At 56.2% G+C, this 21,199-nt stretch carries 14 protein-coding genes; 7 read left to right on the top strand and 7 right to left on the bottom strand.

The window, feature by feature from the left end:
- Positions 1 to 55: 55 nt before the first annotated feature.
- The 3 genes from H4J77_RS11755 (at position 56) to H4J77_RS11765 (ending at position 3,543) form a co-directional block, all read left to right on the top strand.
- Complete coding sequence (locus tag H4J77_RS11755; protein WP_182248511.1) at positions 56 to 1,120, top strand: WS/DGAT domain-containing protein; 1,065 nt, start codon at positions 56 to 58, stop codon at positions 1,118 to 1,120.
- A gap of 54 nt (positions 1,121 to 1,174) precedes the next feature.
- The gene (locus tag H4J77_RS11760) at positions 1,175 to 2,629 is read left to right on the top strand and encodes a DUF3336 domain-containing protein (protein ID WP_182248513.1); all 1,455 of its coding nucleotides are present in this window, start codon (positions 1,175 to 1,177) and stop codon (positions 2,627 to 2,629) included.
- An 83-nt stretch (positions 2,630 to 2,712) separates the two neighbouring features.
- Positions 2,713 to 3,543 carry a uroporphyrinogen-III synthase gene (locus H4J77_RS11765; protein WP_182248514.1) on the top strand — a complete coding sequence of 277 codons (831 nt, stop codon included), beginning with the start codon at positions 2,713 to 2,715 and terminating at the stop codon, positions 3,541 to 3,543.
- A gap of 48 nt (positions 3,544 to 3,591) precedes the next feature.
- On the opposite strand, the gene H4J77_RS11770 is transcribed toward H4J77_RS11765, so the two are convergent.
- A complete protein-coding gene (locus tag H4J77_RS11770) occupies positions 3,592 to 5,097 on the bottom strand; it encodes an amidase (RefSeq protein ID WP_182248515.1) in 1,506 nt (501 codons plus the stop codon).
- Between the two features lie 161 nt (positions 5,098 to 5,258).
- On the opposite strand from H4J77_RS11770, the gene H4J77_RS11775 reads away from it, so the two are divergent.
- Positions 5,259 to 7,697: a Lon protease family protein gene (locus H4J77_RS11775; protein ID WP_182248516.1), complete on the top strand. Its 2,439-nt coding sequence runs from the start codon at positions 5,259 to 5,261 to the stop codon at positions 7,695 to 7,697.
- Between the two features lie 472 nt (positions 7,698 to 8,169).
- On the top strand, positions 8,170 to 8,685 hold the full coding sequence (locus tag H4J77_RS11780; protein ID WP_123887536.1) for a TIGR00645 family protein: 516 nt from the start codon (positions 8,170 to 8,172) through the stop codon (positions 8,683 to 8,685).
- On the opposite strand, the gene H4J77_RS11785 is transcribed toward H4J77_RS11780, so the two are convergent.
- From H4J77_RS11785 to pap, 3 genes are all read right to left on the bottom strand, one after another.
- The gene (locus H4J77_RS11785) at positions 8,686 to 9,804 is read right to left on the bottom strand and encodes a methyltransferase (protein WP_182248517.1); all 1,119 of its coding nucleotides are present in this window, start codon (positions 9,802 to 9,804) and stop codon (positions 8,686 to 8,688) included.
- Positions 9,805 to 9,879: 75 nt separating this feature from the next.
- Positions 9,880 to 10,287 carry a large-conductance mechanosensitive channel protein MscL gene (gene mscL, locus H4J77_RS11790; protein ID WP_310734969.1) on the bottom strand — a complete coding sequence of 136 codons (408 nt, stop codon included), beginning with the start codon at positions 10,285 to 10,287 and terminating at the stop codon, positions 9,880 to 9,882.
- A gap of 61 nt (positions 10,288 to 10,348) precedes the next feature.
- Positions 10,349 to 11,788, bottom strand: a complete 1,440-nt coding sequence (pap, locus tag H4J77_RS11795; protein WP_182248518.1) for a polyphosphate:AMP phosphotransferase — start codon at positions 11,786 to 11,788, stop codon at positions 10,349 to 10,351.
- Positions 11,789 to 11,939: 151 nt separating this feature from the next.
- Between pap and radA the strand changes: the two genes are divergently transcribed.
- Positions 11,940 to 13,310 (top strand): DNA repair protein RadA, encoded by a 1,371-nt coding sequence (gene radA / locus H4J77_RS11800; RefSeq protein WP_123887545.1) that lies wholly within the window; start codon positions 11,940 to 11,942, stop codon positions 13,308 to 13,310.
- 136 nt (positions 13,311 to 13,446) lie between these two features.
- On the opposite strand, the gene H4J77_RS11805 is transcribed toward radA, so the two are convergent.
- The 3 genes from H4J77_RS11805 to ettA form a co-directional block, all read right to left on the bottom strand.
- Positions 13,447 to 13,803, bottom strand: a complete 357-nt coding sequence (locus H4J77_RS11805; protein ID WP_123887547.1) for a PilZ domain-containing protein — start codon at positions 13,801 to 13,803, stop codon at positions 13,447 to 13,449.
- Between the two features lie 56 nt (positions 13,804 to 13,859).
- A complete protein-coding gene (gene gdhA / locus H4J77_RS11810; RefSeq protein ID WP_182248519.1) occupies positions 13,860 to 15,200 on the bottom strand; it encodes an NADP-specific glutamate dehydrogenase in 1,341 nt (446 codons plus the stop codon).
- A 230-nt stretch (positions 15,201 to 15,430) separates the two neighbouring features.
- Positions 15,431 to 17,095, bottom strand: coding sequence for an energy-dependent translational throttle protein EttA (gene ettA / locus H4J77_RS11815; RefSeq protein WP_123887551.1), 1,665 nt, complete (start codon positions 17,093 to 17,095; stop codon positions 15,431 to 15,433).
- Between the two features lie 215 nt (positions 17,096 to 17,310).
- Between ettA and H4J77_RS11820 the strand changes: the two genes are divergently transcribed.
- Complete coding sequence (locus H4J77_RS11820) at positions 17,311 to 21,189, top strand: EAL domain-containing protein (RefSeq protein WP_182248520.1); 3,879 nt, start codon at positions 17,311 to 17,313, stop codon at positions 21,187 to 21,189.
- Positions 21,190 to 21,199 lie beyond the last annotated feature (10 nt).

Raw genomic sequence — 21,199 nt, forward strand, 5'->3', positions numbered from 1 at the left:
GGCCGTGTGTCCGGACAACAGGAATTGATCGATTATTGATCAGTCACGGCCGCCAATGAGCGGTAATGGCGGTAACCCGCACAGTCTGCGAGACTTGCTGGGGACCTATGAGAAATCCGGGCTAGAGTTGGCGCGGCGCCTGCGCAATGAGGATAAGCCGGAACAGACGCGAGTCCCCAAAAGCATCTTCAATACCCAGATCTCTCCCCACCGTTCCTATGGTGCTTTCACCTGGCGTATTTCAGAGCTCAAGCGTATGCGTCAATTGTGCCCGGGCAGTACCTTGAATGATGTGGTGATCGCGATTATTGGTGGGGGTATGCGCCGCTACCTGAACCACCACAACGCGTTGCCTGAAACGGGTTCCCTGGTCTCCATGTGTCCGGTGTCGGTGCGGCCAAGTGAGGCCAGTGCTGATTGCGGCAATCTTATCTCGGCCATGTATATCGGTATTGGTACCGACATAGCCAACGCCGCCGATCGCCTGCACGCAGTGCAACGCAGGACGGCCAAAGGTGTGCCTCTCGCCAAGGAAGTGCTCTGTGATCTGAGCAATGCCTTTGGCGACATGATTCCTCCCTATATGCGCGCTTTCAGCGCATGGACGCAAAATCGGTTGCGCTCGGCCAGTCGTTTTACCCTCGTCAATACCGTTATTACTAACGTGCCTGGTATCCCCGGTTTGCAGCCGCGCTACTTTGCTGGTGCCAAGATCGTCAACGTATTCCCGTTGGTGCCGGTGTGTGACGGCATGGGGATCAGTCACGGTATGACGGGTATTTACGACGAGCTTAACCTGGGCGTAGTGGCAGATCGAAAAATTGTCGGTGACATGGATACCTATATCGCCTGCATGGAGGCCTCCACCCAAGAGTATCAGGCGCTGTTGCAACAGCTGGAGGCGCAGGGGGCAGACTCAGGCAAGCTGGCGTCGATAGCCCAGGAGCCGGCGCAGAAAGCGGATGAGGAAAACGCCAACTTGAAGGCCGATGCGGCTGCGTCTGAGAGCAAAACGGCCTCTACTGCGCGCAAGCGTAAAGGCGAAAAAATGGCGGCGGCACAGGCTAAGACAGAGCATTCCGACGTGGAGCCGGCACGCTCGGCGACGCATTCACGCTAAGTTTTCGATACAGGCAACCGGCGCCGCGGTGGCGCCAGAGGTACGGATATGGGCTTGAAATTGTTTCAGCGCGCGCGCAGTAAATCCTTGCTTGAAGCCATGGAGAAGGCTGAGACCTATGAACAATGGGCCGAACTGGCGGGTGAGTATGACCATGAGCACGGTCTGGATGAATGGAAGCAGGACGATGCCTGTGAAAGTTACGACTATCGCTCGCTACGCCAGCGCCTTGATGTGCTCAGGGATCTGCGCTTTCGCGGCGACTTTCCGCAATTATTGTTTGCCTTGAATGAAGGTGTGCATGGCAATCTGGGCGGCATGGGGAAGCCGTCGCTGTATAACAAGGCGCGCTTGGGTACCAAGACCCTGATTACACGCTATATCGATGAGTTGTGCGGTGCGCTGAATGACCTCAATGAAGTCTCTGATGAGGTTATTCCACTGCAGGACAAGCAGGACTTCTTCTTGCGCGCGAGTCACTGCAACGGTCGTTCTGCCTTGATGTTGAGCGGTGGCGCGGTACTCGGTTTTTTTCATACAGGGGTGCTCAAAGCGTTGTTTGAGCAAGGGCTGCTACCGGAGATTATATCGGGCTCCAGTGCGGGTTCCATTCTCGCTGCGACCGCCTGCACGCACCACGATGACGAGCTGCGTGAGCGCTTGAGTACAGATAACCTGCACCACGACGTGGAAGAAACAACAGCCATTCGCCCAACGCTGTCATTGTTGGGTAACCGGCGTCCGGCGATGGATGCCGACAATTTGCGCGACTACCTGGCCAAGATTCTGCCGGATCTGACTTTTCAGGAAGCCTTTGAGCTCACCGGGCGCAAACTCAATATTACGGTAACCGGGCTCTCGACCCAGCAGGCTCCGCGCCTGCTGAATGCGATTACCTCGCCTAACGTATTGATTCGCTCTGCGGTGAAGGCGTCTTGCGCTATTTACGGCATTTATCCGCCGGTTACTCTGATGTGTCGCAATGCGGCGGGGGAAGCGGTGCCTTACCTGCCGGGTATGAAATGGATCGATGGTTCATTCGCCGATGATTTACCCGCCAAGCGCTTGGCGCGCCTGTACGGAGTGAATCACTTTATTTCCAGTATGACCAACCCCGCTGCGCTGGCGATCACGCCCGATCCGGATGTGCCTCGTACGCGGTTGCGCTCTTTGGTGAACTTCCAGGCCAACTTCATCAAAATGGGGGCGGCCGAAGCCATGCGTTTCAGTCGCGACAATATTCGCATCAAGTCACCGGTAATCAGTTTGATGCAGCACTTGACCTATGGTGTGCTGGCGCAGGATTACACCGCCGACATCAATATCTTCTTGCGTAACCGCTGGGACCATCCGCTGAGATTGTTGGCCCCGCCCACCCGTGAGGCCATGCACCGTTTGATTCACGAGGGCGAGCGCTCTACCTGGGAAAAGGTCGAGATGGTGCGCAACTGTACGGCGGTTAGTCGTACCCTCGACAACATTCTGCATAGTCGCGGCTGGGAAAAGTAACGCGTTGCAGCTGACGGGGCTTTCCAAGTGCCGGGCAGCTGCGCACAATGGCTGATTCGTTTTGACCGAGACAGGCATTAGCCATGAGTACAGAAGACTTACCCTTGCGCGGCCGGCGCATCGCCTTGCCAGAAAGCCGGGAGCTGGATCTGTTTGCCGATATGCTGACCAAGCGCGGCTCTGATGTCCTGCGCTGCCCGCTGGTTTCTATCCATGATGCACCGAACTCCGCTCCCGTGCTGGCCTGGATGCAGGAGCTGATAGCGCAGCCCTTTGATCAACTGATTTTCCTCACCGGTGAGGGCTTGCGGCGTATGGTTGCGCTGGCTGAGCGCCAAGGCGGCAGCCTACGCGATGACTTTGTTACGGCGCTGGCGCCGATACCGAAACTGACCCGCGGTCCCAAGCCCGGCGCAGCCTTGCGCAATATCGGCTTGAAGGCTGACCGCGTGGCCGTCTCGCCGACCACCGAGGGCGTGATTGAGACGCTAAAGGCAGAAAACCTGGCAGGTCAGCGCATTGGTGTGCAGCTTTACGGCACCGACCCAAACCTGAAGCTCGTTGCGTTCTTGCAGCAGGCGGGTGCGCTGGTCAGCACGGTATCGCCTTACATTTATGCAGATGATGTGGAAGACGCCCGGGTTGATCAGCTAATTGATGCACTGCTTGCCGCTGAGGTGGATGCGGTCGCCTTCACCAGTGCTACCCAGGTAAGACGCTTGTTTCAGATTGCCCGCCGCCGCGAGCAGGGCGATGCCCAACTATTGGCGGCACTGCGCAGGTTGAAGGTGGCAGCTGTTGGCCCAGTGGTACGCGATGAGCTGTTGGCGTATGGCGTGCAGGTCGATCTGATGCCGGAAAGCAGCTTCTTCATGAAGCCGCTGGTTCGCGAGCTGGTCAAAGTATTGAGTTAACGGGCCGCGGCTAAGCAGCCCGTTGTTGCACGCCAAATAGCGGCTGGGTTATTGCGCCAATGCCATGGCGGGCCAGCGGTCTTTCCACGGCTGCGCCTGCTCAATCTGGCTTGCCAGTTGCAGCAATAGGCCCTCGCCACCATGCGCAGCACAGAACTGCACTCCCAGCGGCAGGCCGTCATTTGTCCAGTGCAGTGGCACACTCATTGCCGGTGTGCCGGTCAGATTCGATAACTGAGTAAAGGGGAAGTAACTCAGGTTTTTGCTTGCCATGTCGTCAACCATGTTGTCGAGCACGCCCCAGCGGGCCAGCAGTGGCAGTAACCCCGTGTTAAGTAAAAAGCTCAACGCCTTGGCTTGACCGGCTGGTAGCTCGGCCTGTTCGTGACGGATGGGGGGGTGAGCAATGGTTGGCGTTAAAAATAGATCATAGCGTTGGTGAAAGTCGCCCAGGGCCTGACCAAAGCGGTTCCAGTCACGATGGCGGCTGACATACTCGGCGCTGTTCTGCGCGCGGCCTAGCGCCGCCAGAGTGCGTGTCAGCAGCTCGAAGTCATGATCGCTCGCGCCCAGCTCCCGGGCCTGGTTCAACGTCGCGGCTACCTGGCCGAAGTACATGCTCAGATAGCTGCGGGCTAGGGACTGGCCGTCGTAATCAGGTGCCGCCTCTTCTACCTCATGTCCAAGTGATTGCAGCAGATTGACGGCATTCTGTACCGCCATCACGGCCTCCGGGTGTACCGGCGTATCGACCGGTGAGCGGGTGCTGAAGCCAATGCGCAGTTTGCCCGGCTGGCGTGCGCTCAGCTCGCGGAAAGACTGCGTCGGGGGCGCGACCGCAAAGGGATCGCCGGGATTGGCGCCGGCCATCACATCCAGCGATAGCGCGGCGTCGCGCACTGTACGGCACAACACCAGATCGCTGGACGCGCCTTCCCATACCTCTGCCACAGCAGGACCGGGCGATACACGACCACGGCCGGGTCGCAGGCCAAACAGCCCACAACAGGCGGCGGGAATACGGATGGACCCGCCACCATCATTGGCGCCTGCCAGTGGCACCATACCGGCAGCAACCGCGGCCGCCGAGCCACCGCTGGACCCGCCCGGTGTGTGCGCCAGGTTCCAGGGGTTGCGCGTAATACCGAAAGCTTCGGGGTCGGTTACCCCCTTGAGCGCCAGCTCCGGGGTATTGGTTTTGCCCATGATGACGGCGCCAGCGTCCAGCAGGCGGCGTACCAGATGCGCATGCTGAGTTGTCGGCACGCGGTTAAATACCTTGCTACCGCTGCTGGTCGGCAGGCCAGCGTAGTCTTGTACGGCATCCTTGATCAGGATCGGGACGCCAGCTAGCGGTCCCGCCAGGGGCTGGGTAACACGTTGGCGTGCAATCTCGAACATCGGCTGACAGACTGCATTGAGCTGAGGGTTAAGATGATGGTAGCGATCTATGGCTTGATCGAGCAGCTCGCTAGCAGAGGCTTCCCCCCGTTGCACTATCAGGGCCAGCTCGGTAGCGTCGCTATCAAGGTATTGCTGTAGGCTGAGCGTCATGCAGAACGTCCTGTTTTTGTTGTTTGAGTAAATACTCTATTTAAGCCCTGCGAGCAGGCCCTGCGTCAAGTCGCTCGCGCTGCTACTTGTCACCGCTGGCTGGCAGGGCAACAATGCCGTATTGCTCTTTCTATAGTCCCCCTGTTTGCCAAGGATGCTGGATGACCACTGATTCTTCTGAGCTGCAACAGACATTGCGCCTGAAACCCGAACAACTCACTGTGCCCATTGATCTTGCCAATATGGGATTCACCACGACGGATGATCTTGAGCCGTTTCGCGGCATTCTTGGTCAGGAGCGTGCGGTGGAGGCCCTGCAGTTTGGGGTTGCCATGCATCGCCCCGGGTATAACGTCTTTGTCATGGGCGAGCCGGGTACCGGTCGGTTCTCCTACGTACAGCGCTATCTGCGTGCCGAAGCCAAACGCCAAATCACGCCGCAGGACTGTGTTTACGTCAACAACTTCGACGAACCGCGTGAGCCTTGGGTGATCAGTCTGGCCCCGGGCTCGGCTGGTGAGCTGATCGCAACGATCGAGCAGCTTATTGATAACCTGTTGGCAACCTTTCCGGCGGTATTCGAACACCCGGCTTATCAGCAGAAAAAAAGTGCTATCGATCGCGCCTTCAATCAACGCTACGACCGCGCCATTGATTCGGTAGAGCGGCGCGCGCTGGAAAAGAGTATCGCTATTTACCGCGACGCGCAGAATATTGCCTTCACCCCGATGAAAGAGGGCAAGGCACTGGACGAGGCTGACTTCTCGCAGCTACCGGAGGCCGAGCGCGATCGTTTTCATGCTGATATCTCGGCCTTGGAAGAGGTGCTCAATGAGGAGCTATCCAGCCTGCCGCAATGGAAGCGTGAGTCGAGCAATCAGCTGCGCGAACTCAACGATCAGACTATTACCGATGCGCTGCATCCTCTGCTTGAGCCGCTACTGGAGACCTACTGTGGTAACCAGGCGGTCTGTGAGTATTTGCAGGCGCTGCGTCAGAACCTGTTGAAAACCGTCATCGACCAACTCGTAGAGGAGCGGGTGCTTGAGGCCAAGCCGGATGCTTACAAAAAGCAGATGCTGACCGAACAGTATTGCCCCAGCCTCATTGTTGGGCATGACGGCAGCGGTGGTGCACCGGTTGTGCATGAACCTCACCCATCCTATGACAACTTGTTTGGGCGAGTTGAGTACAGCCCGGAACAAGGTGGCCTGGTAACCAGTTACCGGCATATTCGCTCGGGAGCACTGCATCGGGCCAATGGCGGTTATCTGGTGCTGGAAGCAGAAAAGCTGTTGAGTGAGCCCTTTGTCTGGGATGCCTTGAAGCGTGCTCTGCATTCGCGCGTGCTGAAAATGGAGTCGCCCTGGGCTGATATGGGCAGACTGGCCACGGTAACGCTGACACCTCAAGTGATCCCCCTGAACTTGAAGGTCCTGATCATTGGCTCGCGGCAGATTTATTACGCATTGCAGGATATGGATCCGGACTTTCAGGAGATGTTTCGGGTACTGGTCGACTTTGACGAAGATCTGCCGCGTACCACAGACAGCATCGAGGGCATGGCACAGCTACTCAAGACCCGCACCTCTGAGGAAGGAATGGCGCCCCTCACTGCCGCTGCGGTGGCGCGGGTGCTGACTTACAGCGCACGCCTGGCCGAGCACCAGACTCGCCTGTCGGCACGCATCAGCGATATCTTTCAACTGGTTGCCGAAGCCGATTTTTTGCGCCAGCTGGCGGGTGATCCACTGAGTGATACAGCGCATATCGAGCGTGCGCTGCATGCCAAGGAGACCCGCACCGGTCGTGTCAGCGCGCGTATTCGTGAAGATATGGTCTCAGGTGTGATTCTGATTGATACCCAAGGCGCGGCGGTGGGCAAATGCAACGGACTTACTGTGCTTGAAGTGGGGGATTCAGTGTTTGGCGTGCCAGCGCGTATCAGCGCCACGGTTTATCCCGGCGGCAGCGGCATTGTCGACATTGAGCGTGAGGTCAATCTCGGGCAGCCCATTCACTCCAAGGGTGTGATGATTTTAACCGGTTATCTTGGCAGCCGTTACGCGCAGAATCATCCGCTGGAAATTTCAGCGAGTATTGCGCTGGAGCAGTCCTACGGTTATGTGGATGGTGACAGCGCCTCTTTGGGTGAGGTCTGTACGCTGATCTCTGCCATGTCGCGTACGCCTTTACAGCAGTGCTACGCCATTACCGGTTCGATTAACCAGTTTGGTGAAGTACAGGCGGTAGGTGGCGTAAACGAAAAGATTGAGGGCTTCTTCCGCTTGTGCGAAGCGCGTGGCCTGACCGGTAAGCAGGGCGCGATTATCCCGCGTTCGAACGTACCTAACCTGATGCTGGATGAGGCCGTGCTGGAAGCAGTGCGCTCTGGTCAGTTTGCCATTTACGCCGTCGCCCATGTGGATGAGGCGCTTTCTCTGCTGGCGGGTGAGCCTGCTGGTGAAATGAATGCGGATGGCTGCTTTGCGGAAGGGAGCATTAACGCGCGGGTCGTTGCTCGTTTGGCCGAGATCGCCGAGCGCGATCGAGAGGAAGAGGTTGAAGAGGAAGAGGCGCCCGTCGCTACTAAGGGCTGACCCCTTATGTAGCGGCGTTTAAGCCGTTCTTTGCATAGCTTGCCCACAGAGTTATCCACAGAGCTTTGATGTGCATTGTTCGACATTGTCGAGTCACATATAAAAAATGGGGCTTGACCTTGTTCTGCAAGTATGAATTCTGCCCGCTGGTCAGCTTTCTACAAGCTCCGTGGCACTAGGTCTCTAGCGATGCATTGGTTGTCGCGAGTGCGGTTCTGCAATTGGGTGTTTTTTGAGCGGCTTGGTCCAGCGCTCGTGTTTGCAGGGCAGGACAGAGTTATCTGTCTTTTGCACACAGAGTTATCCACAGATACTGTGCACAACTGCGTTGCGCCACTACAGGTTCGGCGTTCGCGCACCGAATGGTTAGCGGAAAATACGCGTTGCTGTGCGGATTGCGAGGAAATGAACACAGATCCTAGTATCATGGCGCCCTTTATTAGGTCCTTTCTGATTCGAGGTGATAGCAGTGATGGAGCGTTTACTGGAAAACACGATGTATTCAGCGCGCTGGATTCTGGCTCCGATCTACTTTGGTCTGTCCTTTGCGCTGCTGGCGCTGGCGGTAAAGTTTTTCCAGGAGCTGCTGCATCTAGCGCCGCACCTGCTGGAGATCGCCGAGGCTGATCTGATTCTGGTGGTGTTATCGCTGGTTGATATGGCTTTGGTTGGCGGGCTGTTGGTTATGGTGATGATTTCCGGCTATGAGAATTTTGTCTCTCAATTGGATATTGAAGAGGGACGGGAAAAGCTCAACTGGTTGGGCAAGATGGATTCCGGGTCGCTGAAGATGAAAGTGGCTGCGTCCATTGTCGCCATTTCCTCTATTCATCTGCTCAAAGTGTTCATGAACGCGCAGAATATCCCCAACGACAAACTCATGTGGTACGTGATTATCCACATGACCTTTGTCGTGTCGGCCTTTGCTATGGGGATTTTGGATAAGCTGGCAAAAACCGGCAAAGGCGAAGCCGCCCTGCCGGACTGATCAGTTGGCCAGTAGCACCACGAACTTGTCAGACGCCGCCAGCTGAGTCACCTGGCTGAAATACTGCTTCAGTTTGACGTGATATCCCAGGTGGCGATTGCCCACCACCAACAATCGGCCGCCAGGCTTCAACGCGCTGCGGCTTTGCTGGAACAGTCTGAGGGCAATATCATCGCCAATAACCTGTTGCTGATGAAAGGGCGGGTTGCATAGCACAACGTCCAGAGAGTCGGGCGTTATCCCGATTAGTCCGTCATTGACCCTGAACTCTGCTGTTCGGCCGGGGAGCGCATTGGTGAAGTTCTGCTTGGCGCTGGCAACGGCCGCGTAGGATTCGTCACAGAACAGCAGCTGTGCCTGCGCGTTGTGCAGCGCTGCCATTATCCCAAGCGCACCATTACCGCAGCCCAGATCCGCGATGTTAGTAGCGGTAGCCGTCTGCTCGGCAATGAGCGGCAGCATAACGCGGGTGCCTATATCCAGTCGCTCACGCGAGAAGACGCCCGGCAGATTGCACAGGCTGATGTCGGTGCCATCGAGAGCGTAGTGGCTGACCAGCGGCTGAGTTGGTGGTATCAGCTGTGGATCGAAACTGGCGCTCAGCAAGCGGGCCTTCTTCCAGCCCAATGAGGCCTGGTAGGGCCCGATATATCTGGCCAGCAGATCGCCGGCCCGCGGCGGTAGATGCTTGATCATGGCGCCGGCAATCACCACCGCGCCGGGCAATAAACGAGGGCGCAAGCGGCGCAATTGGTCTTCCAGCAGGGTAAGGCTTTTGGGTACGCGCAAGAGTACCTGCTGATATTGCCCCGGCGGAGATTGGTCGCCGGGTACCATTTCAATCTGCCCGCTAGCTAACTGGTTTATGCGCAGGTTCTCGGCCAGCGCTAGCTCGCTCAGGTGGGAGTCTCCCCAACTGCAGGGCTGTTGAGCTGCCAAAGCGCAGGCCAGGGCGCCAAACTGATCGTTGATGATCAGCAGGGGGCCGGGTTCCGGCTGTGCCTGTAATTGGCTCAGCAAGTAGTGATCGGCTGCGTCAAACGCCTGCAGCGTGGGGTTCTGCGTCGGTGGATAACGCGTTAGCGACAAAGCGCCGTAGGGGGAGTCGAAAGCGTGCATGCGCGGCCCGGTTATGATCTGGATGGGCAGTATAGCGCAGCTGCATCGGGGGCGGTGCGAGCGCCCCCGCAGCGGTCAGGTGTTTTGCTGTTTAAGCAGGTCGCGTATTTCGCCAAGCAGGATTTCTTCTCTGGACTGCGCTTGAGGTGCGGGGGGCGTAGTTTCCTCCTTGCGCTTGAGACTATTCATTACCCGCACTGCGACGAAGATAGCTGCGGCAATGATCAGAAAATCAACGACGCTCTGAATGAACAATCCGTAGCCTAAAGTGACCGCTGGTAATTCGCCCTGGGCTTCTTTCAGAATAATTGCCAGGTCGGCGAAGTCGACGCCGCCAATCATCAGCCCCAGCGGCGGCATGACCACATTGGTTACGAATGAGGAGACTACTTTGCCAAACGCGGCGCCAATGATGATGCCAACTGCCATATCAACTACGTTGCCGCGCAGGGCGAAGGTCTTGAATTCTTTCAACATGCTCATAGGCACATCCTCGCGAGCGCCGGATTGGCGCGTGAGCCTTGATAATGCGTAGGCTTCAGGATTATTTCAATCGTTTTTGCAGCGTATCGCAAACGATGCGCAGTGCCTGAATACGGGCATAGCGTTTATCGGTTGAGGGTATTACATGCCAGGGCGCCTGCGGCGTAGCGGTGTTCTCCACCATATCGTTCATGGCGTTGACGTAGTCAGACCACTTGTCGCGGTTGCGCCAGTCTTCGTCGGTCAGCTTGTACCTTTTGGTTGGTGATTTCTCACGGTCCTCGAAGCGCGACAATTGCTCTTCTGGCGTGATAGCCAGCCAGAACTTGATTATCAAGGTCCCTGCTTTATGCAGCTGCGCCTCAAAATCGTTGATTTCCCCATAGGCTTGTTGCCAGCGAAGGTCAGAGCAGAATCCTTCGATACGCTCGACCAGCACACGTCCATAGTAACTACGGTCAAGGACGACGACTTTGCCGGGTGCCGGAATACGTCGCCAAAAGCGTAGCAAATAGGGCTGGCTGCGCTCTTCTTCTGTGGGCGCTCGCGTGCCATGAACCCGAAGCATGCGCGGATCGAGGCAATGGGTGATGCGCCTGATGGTGCCGCCCTTGCCCGCGGCATCGGCGCCCTCGAATACCAGCAGCAGGCTGCTTTTTTGGAAAGCTGGATGACGTGCAAGGTCACGCAGGCGATGCTGATAGTGCTCAAGCTCGCGTTTGTAGACATCTTTTTTCAGCTCGTGGTCGTAGTCGAGCTGTTCTAGCCGGTCGCTCTTGCTGGGTTGCCAGTCATGCTCCTCCGGCACCGCGTCCTTGCCCTGCAGTTTCTGTTTTATTGCCTTGAGCAATAGCTTGCCGACATACAAGTCACGTGCTTCTGCATCGCTGCTGGCGACCTGAATCCAAGGTGCAATAGGCGTTGAGGTTAACTCACTCATGCGCTTGGCCGCTTCACGCACCTTGGTGTACTCCGTGGTGCTGAATTCGCCCCATTCGCGCATCGCCAGGCTGTCGTACTGTTTTTGCTGCTCCCTGGGTGGGTAATGCTGTGCATGATCGTCATCCAGGTGCAGCCATAGCTTGAGTAGGGTGACGCCTTCAGCCGCCAACTGATTCTCGAAGCGCGTTACCTGTTCCATTTCACTCTTGAATCGAGTGTCTGACATGCGCCCTCGGCTCAGTTGAATCAGCGGCTGGTGATACCAGGAGCCAAGATAAAAGCCCAGGGTTCCTGCCGGAGGGAGGCTGCGCCAATAGCGCCAGAGTCGCGGCATCTTGCGCTCAATACCCTGCGGTAGAGTGAAGGCTCGGGTGTTCAGATAACGGTTATCCAGCCATTCGTAAAAGGTATAAATCAGCTCTGCCTTGCCCGCCAGGTCATTGCCACTGACCAACAGTAGTACCGGCCCAAGGTTGGCTTTCTGCAGTTCAAATTGCGCTTCAAGCAAATCTTCGCAGAGCGCCTCACGCTGTTTTTTCAGACTTTTGTGCTTACTCATATACAGGCCTTTGTAGATGCCGTGCGCAGATTTGGCTAAGGCGCTCAAGGCAAGGGTTGTGTGTTGGTTGCCAGCGCGTCAACAATAGCGGCTTTGTGTTCAGGCTGGTTGCAGTATAGGCCGACACTAACGCATTTCTTGCGGAGGATGCATGGCTAAAGCCAAACGCATATACGGTTGTACCGAATGTGGTGCGACTTTTTCCAAGTGGGCTGGACAGTGTCCGGAGTGTCAGGCTTGGAATACGCTGGTAGAAACCGTGGTAGATACCACGCCAACCGGCGGCACCCCAGCGCGCAGCAGTAACTGGACGGGCCAGGAGGCGCAGGTCAAAACCCTTGCCGACGTCAGCACCGAAGAGGTGCCACGTCAGTTGAGCGGTTCCTCAGAGCTGGATCGGGTGCTGGGTGGCGGGCTGGTTAGCGGTTCGGTAGTGCTGATGGGCGGTGATCCTGGTATTGGTAAGTCGACCATTCTGCTGCAAACGCTCTGTCGGCTCGCGCAGTCTGTGCCGGCGCTTTACGTAACCGGCGAGGAATCTCAGCAGCAGGTCGCGATGCGAGCACGGCGTCTGGGCTTGCCCGAAGACAAGCTCAAGGTGATGACTGAAACCTGTATCGAAAGCATTATTGCGACTGCCCGCAAAGAGCAGCCGAGGGTGATGGTGGTAGATTCGATTCAGACCATTTTTACCGAGCAGCTGCAGTCTGCGCCTGGCGGCGTGGCTCAGGTGCGTGAGAGTGCTGCGCTCTTGGTTCGTTATGCCAAGCAGAGTGGTACCGCGATCTTTCTGGTAGGCCACGTGACCAAAGAAGGCTCGCTAGCCGGTCCGCGAGTGCTGGAGCACATGGTGGATACCGTGCTGTATTTTGAAGGTGAGTCGGACGGGCGTTATCGCATGCTGAGGGCGGTGAAGAACCGCTTTGGCGCGGTAAATGAGTTGGGTGTTTTTGCCATGACCGACAAAGGGTTAAAAGAAGTAGCGAACCCCTCGGCGATTTTCCTCTCGCGTTACGACGCGCCCATTCCCGGTAGTGTCGTCATGGCTACCTGGGAAGGCTCCAGACCTATGCTGGTGGAAGTTCAGGCGTTGGTTGATACCAGTCATCTGGGGAATCCTCGGCGGGTCACCCTGGGGTTGGACCAGAACCGTTTGGCCATGTTGTTGGCCGTGCTGCATCGCCACGGCGGGGTGGCTACCTACGATCAGGATGTGTTTGTCAACGTGGTGGGGGGCGTCAAGGTGTTGGAGACCGCATCGGATCTAGCGCTGCTGGCAGCGGTGATGTCCAGCTTGCGCAATCGACCTTTGCCGATGGATTTGATGGTCTTTGGTGAGCTGGGGTTATCTGGCGAGATACGCCCGGTGCCCAGTGGTCAGGAGCGCTTGAAGGAAGCGGCCAAGCATGGCTTCACCCGTGCCATTGTGCCCAAGGCTAACGCGCCCAAGGAATCGCCCAAAGGCATGGAGGTTATCGCGGTAACGCGCCTTGATCAGGCTTTGTCAGCGATTTTCGACTAAACGCCGCTCTGGCGGCGTTAGCTTCAAGCCGCAAGCCGCAAGCCGCAGGAGCGCAGAGGCAGTAACTTAGTTCATCACCTCTGTTGTGCACTGCCAGCTTGAGGCTTGTCGCTTGAAGCTGCTGTAAAGCGCAGGGTCAGATCAGCGCTTTCAGCTCACGTTCCAGTAGCTGTTCATCCCCTGTGTTCAACGCAATCAAGCGACGCAGGTGGCTAATTGAGTCCAGATCAATGTGCGTGCAGGTAAATCCCAGCATGCCTTCTTCGGCGTGTGCCAGGGCAGCCTCCATGCGTATCTGGCTGCCGTCATTGAGCTCAATTACACTGATGTAGGGCGCATCCTGTATAGAAGCAGACCAGTCATCAGGGGCCATCACCAGCAGACCATGCAGCGAAATGTCTATCAACTGAACCTGACTTTGCCAGTCATCCTGTTGCAGTAGTGTCTGCGCATCAAAGGGGATACGCGTAAAACGACGTCGTTCGTCACTCATGGAGAGCCTCTCCGGGCGATGCATTGATACAGTTACTATAGTCGCTTTTGCACGACTCAGACGATGCCCTGTGCAAGCATGGCATCCGCCACCTTGACGAAGCCGGCAATATTGGCGCCTTTGACGTAATTGATGAAGCCTTCCTCATCCTTTCCGTAGTGACTGCAGGCACTATGGATGGACTCCATGATCTCGTGAAGCTTCTGGTCAACTTCCTCTTCGGTCCACGACAGGCGCATGGCATTTTGACTCATCTCCAGCCCGCTTACGGCAACACCGCCAGCGTTGGCCGCTTTGCCTGGCGCATAGAGGGTTTTGTGTTCGAGAAATAGGTCAGCGGCAGTCAGAGTGCAGGGCATGTTAGCTCCCTCGGCGACGGCTATGCAGCCATTGTCGATCAGCTTGCGCGCATCGTTTTCGTCCAGTTCATTCTGCGTTGCGCAGGGTAAAGCAAGGTCACAGGACAGGTGCCATGGTGTGCTGTTGGCAATGAACTGCACGCCGGGCTGACCATCAAGCGCTTCCAGTCGGCCGCGCTCCTGGTTCTTGAGCTTCACGACCTTTTTCCACGTCGCTTCGTTAAGACCATCGGCGAAGTGTAAGGTGCCGCCTGAGTCGGACAAGGAGAGGACCAAACCGCCAAGCTGAATAACCTTGAGTGCCGCGTACTGAGCGACATTGCCGGCACCTGAGATGACGACGCGCAGCCCATCAAGGCTTTTATCGCGGGATTTAAGCATCTGTTCGGCAAAGTAAACACAGCCAAAACCGGTGGCTTCGGGGCGCATTAGGCTACCGCCATAGGTTTGGCCTTTGCCGGTGAGCACCGAGGTGAATTCATTACGCATACGCTTGTATTGGCCGTACATATAGCCGACTTCCCGCGCGCCAACACCGATATCGCCTGCTGGTATATCCAGATTAGCTCCGATGTGGCGTGATAGTTCCGTCATGAATGACTGACAAAAGCGCATGACCTCGCTATCGCTTTTACCTTTTGGGTCGAAATCGGAGCCGCCCTTACCACCGCCCATGGGTAAGGTAGTCAGGGCATTTTTGAATACCTGCTCGAAGGCCAGAAACTTGAGTACACCCAGGTTTACTGAAGGGTGAAAGCGCAAGCCGCCCTTGTAGGGGCCGATGGCGCTATTCATCTGTACTCGATAGCCACGATTGACATGCACCTTGCCCTGATCATCGGTCCAGGGTACACGAAAGGTAATGGAGCGTTCCGGTTCGAGCAGGCGTTCCAGAATGCCCTGACTGAGGTACGCTGGATTGTCTTGCAGAAACGGCCAAAGACTGGTCAGAACTTCTTCCGCTGCCTGTTGGAACTCAGGTTGATCCGGATCTTTTTTTCGAATGCTGGCAAGGTAGGAAGAGAGCGTGTCGGTCATGGTCGGGGTCACTTATCTGTAAGAGTTTGACGAAACCGTGACACTTTATCAGGATGATCTGCGCTCTAAAATAGTGCATTTCATCATCGGGGTAATGTTTTGGCAGGATAGTGCTGTTTTGCTGATTTTATTATTTTTTTGTTTCTATTTGTGTTTTTTTAACGCAATGACGCACCTTATCGGTGCGTCATCTGTGCTGCGCTAGTAGCCGGCATAAACCGGGAGTCGGCTCAGGCCAGCTTCTTGTAACGGACTCGGTGTGGTTGCGAGGCCGCATCGCCCAGGCGCTTTTTGCGATCGGCTTCATACTCGGTGTAGTTACCGTCGAAGAAGACGACCTGCGAATCATCTTCATAGGCGAGGATGTGGGTCGCGATACGGTCAAGGAACCAGCGATCGTGCGAAATCACAATGGCTGAGCCAGGGAAGTCGAGCAGCGCTTCTTCCAACGCACGCAGGGTTTCCACGTCCAGATCGTTTGAAGGTTCGTCGAGCAGCAGTACGTTGGCACCGCGCTTGAGCGTCAGCGCCAGATGCAGACGGCCACGCTCACCACCGGAAAGGTCCTTGACGAACTTTTGCTGATCAGATCCCTTGAAGTTGAAGCGCCCCACGTACCCGCGTGAGGGAACTTCGTAGTTGCCTACCTTGATCATGTCGAAACCGTCTGAAACCTGCTCCCATACGGTTTTGTTGCCGTCGAGGTCATCGCGACTCTGATCGACGCTGGCGATCTCTACTGTTTCGCCGATATCAATGCTGCCTCCGTCCGGCTGCTCTTTACCGGTAATCATCCGAAACAGGGTTGATTTGCCCGCGCCGTTACCACCGATAACACCCACGATAGCGCCTTTGGGTACGCTGAACGACAGGTTATCGATCAGTACGCGTTCGCCATAGCCCTTGTTGACGCCATTGAAGTCAATAACCTTGTCACCCAAACGCGGGCCAGCCGGGATATAGATTTCGTTGGTTTCGCTGCGTTTCTGGAATTCTTGCGACTGCAGTTCTTCAAAGCGCTGCAAGCGTGCCTTGGATTTGGACTGGCGGCCTTTGGCGCCCTGGCGTACCCATTCCAGCTCGGCTTTCATCGCCTTGGCGTGCGAGGCTTCCTGCTTGGCTTCAGTATTCAGACGCGCAGCCTTGGATTCCAGCCACTGTGAGTAGTTGCCTTCAAAGGGAATGCCTTGGCCACGGTCAAGTTCGAGAATCCAGCCAGCCACGTTATCCAGGAAGTAGCGGTCGTGCGTAATAGCGACCACAGTGCCCGGGAAGTTGTGCAGGAATTGCTCCAGCCACGCAACTGAATCGGCGTCCAGGTGGTTGGTTGGTTCGTCGAGGAGCAGCATGTCAGGCGCTGACAGCAGCAGACGGCAGAGCGCAACGCGGCGTTTCTCACCGCCGGACAGATGGCCGATGGTGGCATCCCACGGTGGCAGGCGCAGGGCGTCGGCAGCGACTTCCAGCTGGCGCTCGAGGTTGTGACCGTCGGCGGCCTGCAGGATCGCTTCCAGTTTGCCTTGTTCAGCCGCCAGCGCATCGAAATCGGCATCGGGTTCGGCATAGGCGGCATAGACTTCATCCAGACGCGCCTGCGCTGCCTTGACCTCGCCTACGGCCTCTTCAACGATGTCACGTACGGTCTTATCAGCATCAAGTTGTGGTTCCTGTGGCAGATAACCTACCTTGATACCCGGCATTGGGCGGGCTTCGCCTTCGATCTCGGTGTCCACGCCTGCCATGATGCGCAGCAGGGTGGATTTACCTGCACCGTTGAGGCCCAATACGCCGATTTTGGCGCCGGGGAAGAAGGACAAGGAAATATCTTTCAGAATCTGACGCTTCGGGGGGACGACTTTGCCAACCCGATGCATGCTATAAACATATTGAGCCATGGGGGTAGAACCTGTTGAATGGGGGGTGTTGATAGATTCATCATGCAGCTGCTTGGCTGTCATGTCGAAATTGCAGGCAAGGCTAGCCCAACTGGCCTTTAAGGGCAAACGTCTGCAGCTTATGCCTTGCGCTCGCGATGATATTGAACATTACTGTTTGGGTCTGGTTGTAGCAATAAAGGGTGGTGAGTCTTGTTTGTACGGCTATTTGATAAGTGAGCACATTGAATAACAATAATAGTGAAACGCAATGGCCTGTCGAAGATAACGGCTTTGACGCCATACAAACTCATTCCATGCGAGTTGGCTATTTTATAGTGGCCGTTGCCTGTGTGCTGGTTCTGGTACTCCTGGCCTGGCAGTCCTGGTTTGACTACGTTGCTATCAAGCGCCAACACCAGATACAGGTAGAAGAAAGTGTCTGGCTTACCGCTGACCAGATGGCGCTTAATATTGGGGTTACCTCCATTGCGCTTGCTCGCGTGCTGGATTTTCAGGCGCCGGAGCAAAACGCCGGCTCTCGCCTGCTGGTGCAAGACCTGCTGCCGGGGATTGTCAGTGTACGCCAGGTGGATTTGAATCGAGTTTTGCCCCATGAATCGGCGCCATGGCGGCAAACGGCACATCGGCTCGAATTAAGCGGTGAGCGTTTTGGTCTGGACTCGGATCCAGTACGCAACGAGCTTTTCTGGACGCTGGCCAGCGCGCAGCCAGATCGTTACTGGGTATTGACCCTTGATGGGCGCGCGTTGGCCTCGCTGGTGTCGGCGCGAGCGGCGCAAGGTTATGTTTGGCTGCTTGAAGATGTCGGTCGCAGTCGGGTGCTGGCCCGGCAGATGGATGACCTTTTGGTTTATTCAGGCAATGCGCCGATGTCAGCGCAAGAGCGCGATCGGGTCGTGGTTAGTGCGCCGGTAGAAGGTACGCTTTGGCAAGTTCGTGGTCTGGTGGACGCGGATTACTACCATCGCCAGTTAGGGCCATTATTGCTGCAACGCATCTTGTTGCTATTCGGATCACTGCTGGTTTTGATGGCGGTACTTTGGCTATTGATGCGACAGGCTCGCGCTAATCGACGGTTACGGGTCAGTCGGGCGGAATCCTTTCGGCATATGCAAGACAGTGAGCGCCGCTATCTGGACGTATTCCAAGGCGCCGATATGGCGCTTTGTCTGATAGATCTTTCCGAACTCAAGTCATTCATTATGCGCCACGGCCTGCATGATCAGACGGCTCTTGATCGTTGGCTGTTAGAGCACCCTCAGCAGCACTCCGAGCTGCTGGCCAGCATGCACCTGCTGGAAGCCAACCCGGTTGCGCTGAATTTGTTGCAAGTTAGCTCGGTGGACAAACTTGTGGGTATTCTGCGCGGGGAGCAGCACTTGCGTATGGGCGGCGCGCGCTACCGTCTGGTATTGGCGTTGGTCAACGGCGATGCGCGCGTGGAGCTGGAAACGCCCATGGTAGGCGCCGACGGCAAGCTGCGCTATTTATGGATGGTGGTGCGTCTGCCGCGAGAGATTGATGAGCTGCACGCGGTGACCTTGAGCTTCACTGATCTGACTGAGCGTCGGCGCATTGAGGTGGCAATGCGCGAGAGAGAGCAGTTTTGGGCTTCCGTTGTGGAGGCTTTGCCTGACCTGGTGTTTATTCGTGATGTACGCAAAATGGGTGCGGATGAATTCTTCTTCAGTAACCGCTCCCTGGCTTCTATCCTCGGTTACAGCGCGGATGAAGAAGTGGCCATGGGTGACAGTTATCGTAATAGTCTGCTGCATCCGGATGACTTGGAATACATGCAGGTCAATCGTCGGCTGCAATTGGTCTTGCCGGACAACCGCGTGCTTGAATGGCGAGTACGTTGGCGGCACAAGGAGACTGGCTGGCGCTGGTTCAGTATTCGCTCCAGGGTCTTCAAACGAGCAAATGATGGCCGAGTAGAGCAGGTTATCGGTTTTGTTCGGGATGCTCATTCGCAGACGTTGGAACGTGAGAAAATCCAGCGTTCCGAGGCGCGCTATCGATTAATGGCGGAAAATGTCAGTGACATCGTCTGGTCCACAGACAGTGAGTTTCAGCCCGATTTTGTCAGCCCTTCTGTAGAGCATGTGCTGGGCTACAGTGCGGAGCATTTGCTGGCCGTGGGCCCGGAAGAAGTAGTGGTAGGTGATCGCTATCTCGACTTTATGCATGAGCTGGTTGATGAAATCAGGCCACAGGTTTACAGCGTAGAGAAAGCTAAAGCTCTGCGCGAACAGGGCTTTAGGCGCCAAATTATAGGCGATGCTATCAAGGCTGATGGGCGCAAGTGTCCGCTGGAAACCCGGGTGTCGTTGATGTGGAATGAGCAGGGCCGCTTCCTTGGTTTGCTCGGCGTGGCACGTGACATTACCGAGCAACGACGCACCGAAAACCGTCTGCGTATGGCCGCTACCGTGTTTGAAAATACCACGGGGGCCGTACTGGTGACGGACCCGGCGGGCTATATTGTGCAGGTCAACGAGAACCTGACACGTATAACCGGGTACAGCGACGACGATATCGTTGACCAGCTACCTGCGGTACTCACCGCGCGCCTCCATGAAAAGCACTTCTATATCAATATCATGTCTTCCTTGCAGGAGGATGGCCGCTGGGAGGGCGAAATCTGGCTGCAGCGTAAAGATGGCGATGCTTTCCTCTGCTGGGCCGGTGTCACGGCAGTGCAGGATAGCGACGGTGACCTGGTCAGCTATGTCTGCTTTTTTGTCGATATAAGCGAGCGTAAAGCATCTGAGGCACGCATTCAGAGTCTCGCCTATTACGATGTGTTAACCGGTCTGCCTAATCGAACGCTATTTCAGGACCGTTTGCAGGCAGCGCTTCCCCTCGCGTTCAGGCGCTCCGAATGGGTTGCGGTTCTATTTCTCGATCTTGACCGGTTCAAACCCATCAATGACAGCTTGGGCCATGCCGCGGGTGATACGGTACTTAAAGAAGTGGCCATGCGTCTGCGCGGCTGTGTACGCGAGAGCGATACGGTTGCGCGCATGGGCGGGGACGAGTTCACCATACTGCTTACAGGTCTGGCTGATCGTGAGGCCGCACTAGCTGCCTGTATGCATGTCGCAGAGAAGGTGCTCCTGGCGCTGGGGCCAGCATTTGTGCTGCAAGAGCGCGATTTCTTCGTTAGCGCCAGTATCGGTATTGCGCTTGCGCCGCAGGATGCCGACGAAGGTAGCGTGTTGTTAAAAAATGCCGACACTGCCATGTACCACGCCAAGGCAATGGGTAAGGACACTTTCCAGTTCTACGAGAGCGAGATGAATGCGCGTGCGCTTGAGCGCCTAGGCTTGGAGAATGATCTACGCCGCGCGATACAGGATCATGCCTTTTATCTGGTGTATCAGCCGCAGTTCAGCTGCAGCGATGGATCGCTCACTGGAGCAGAGGTATTGTTGCGCTGGAATGACCCGGTGCGCGGCCATGTCTCGCCCGCCGAATTTATTCCGGTAGCCGAAGAGCTCGGTTTGATTCGTGTGTTGGGAGAGTGGGTGCTTGATCAAGCCTGCCAGCAGCTGGCAACGTGGCGTGCCAATGGCTTTACCGTGCCTCGGTTAGCGGTGAACTTATCAGCAATGCAATTTGATGATGGGCAGTTGGTGGAGCAGATTTCCGCTATTCTGGAACGCTACGAATTGCCGCCCCAGGTGCTGGAGCTGGAGTTGACCGAGAGTATTCTACTGCGCAACCGTGATCTGACCATGAGCGCGTTGAACCGCCTCAAGGAAAAAGGGGTGCATATTGCTATCGACGACTTTGGGACGGGCTATTCGGCACTTAATTACCTCAAGGATTTTCCGATAGACACGCTTAAAATTGACCGTGGCTTTATTCAGGCAATGCGGCCGCATAGTCGAGATGCTCGCTTGGCCGAGGCCATCGTCGCTTTGGGGCGTAGCTTGCAGCTAAGGGTTATTGCGGAAGGCATTGAGACCGAAGAGCAGTTTAGTCTGGTCCGTAGTTTTGGCTGCGATGAAGTACAGGGGTTTCATATGGGACGCCCGGTTGAGGCGCAGGTATTCGAGAGTCGTTGGTTAATACCTCTTGAATGAGTGCTTTTTG

The sequence above is a fragment of the Pseudomonas sp. 5Ae-yellow genome (genome assembly GCF_014077575.1).
GTDB lineage: Bacteria > Pseudomonadota > Gammaproteobacteria > Pseudomonadales > Pseudomonadaceae > Halopseudomonas > Halopseudomonas neustonica.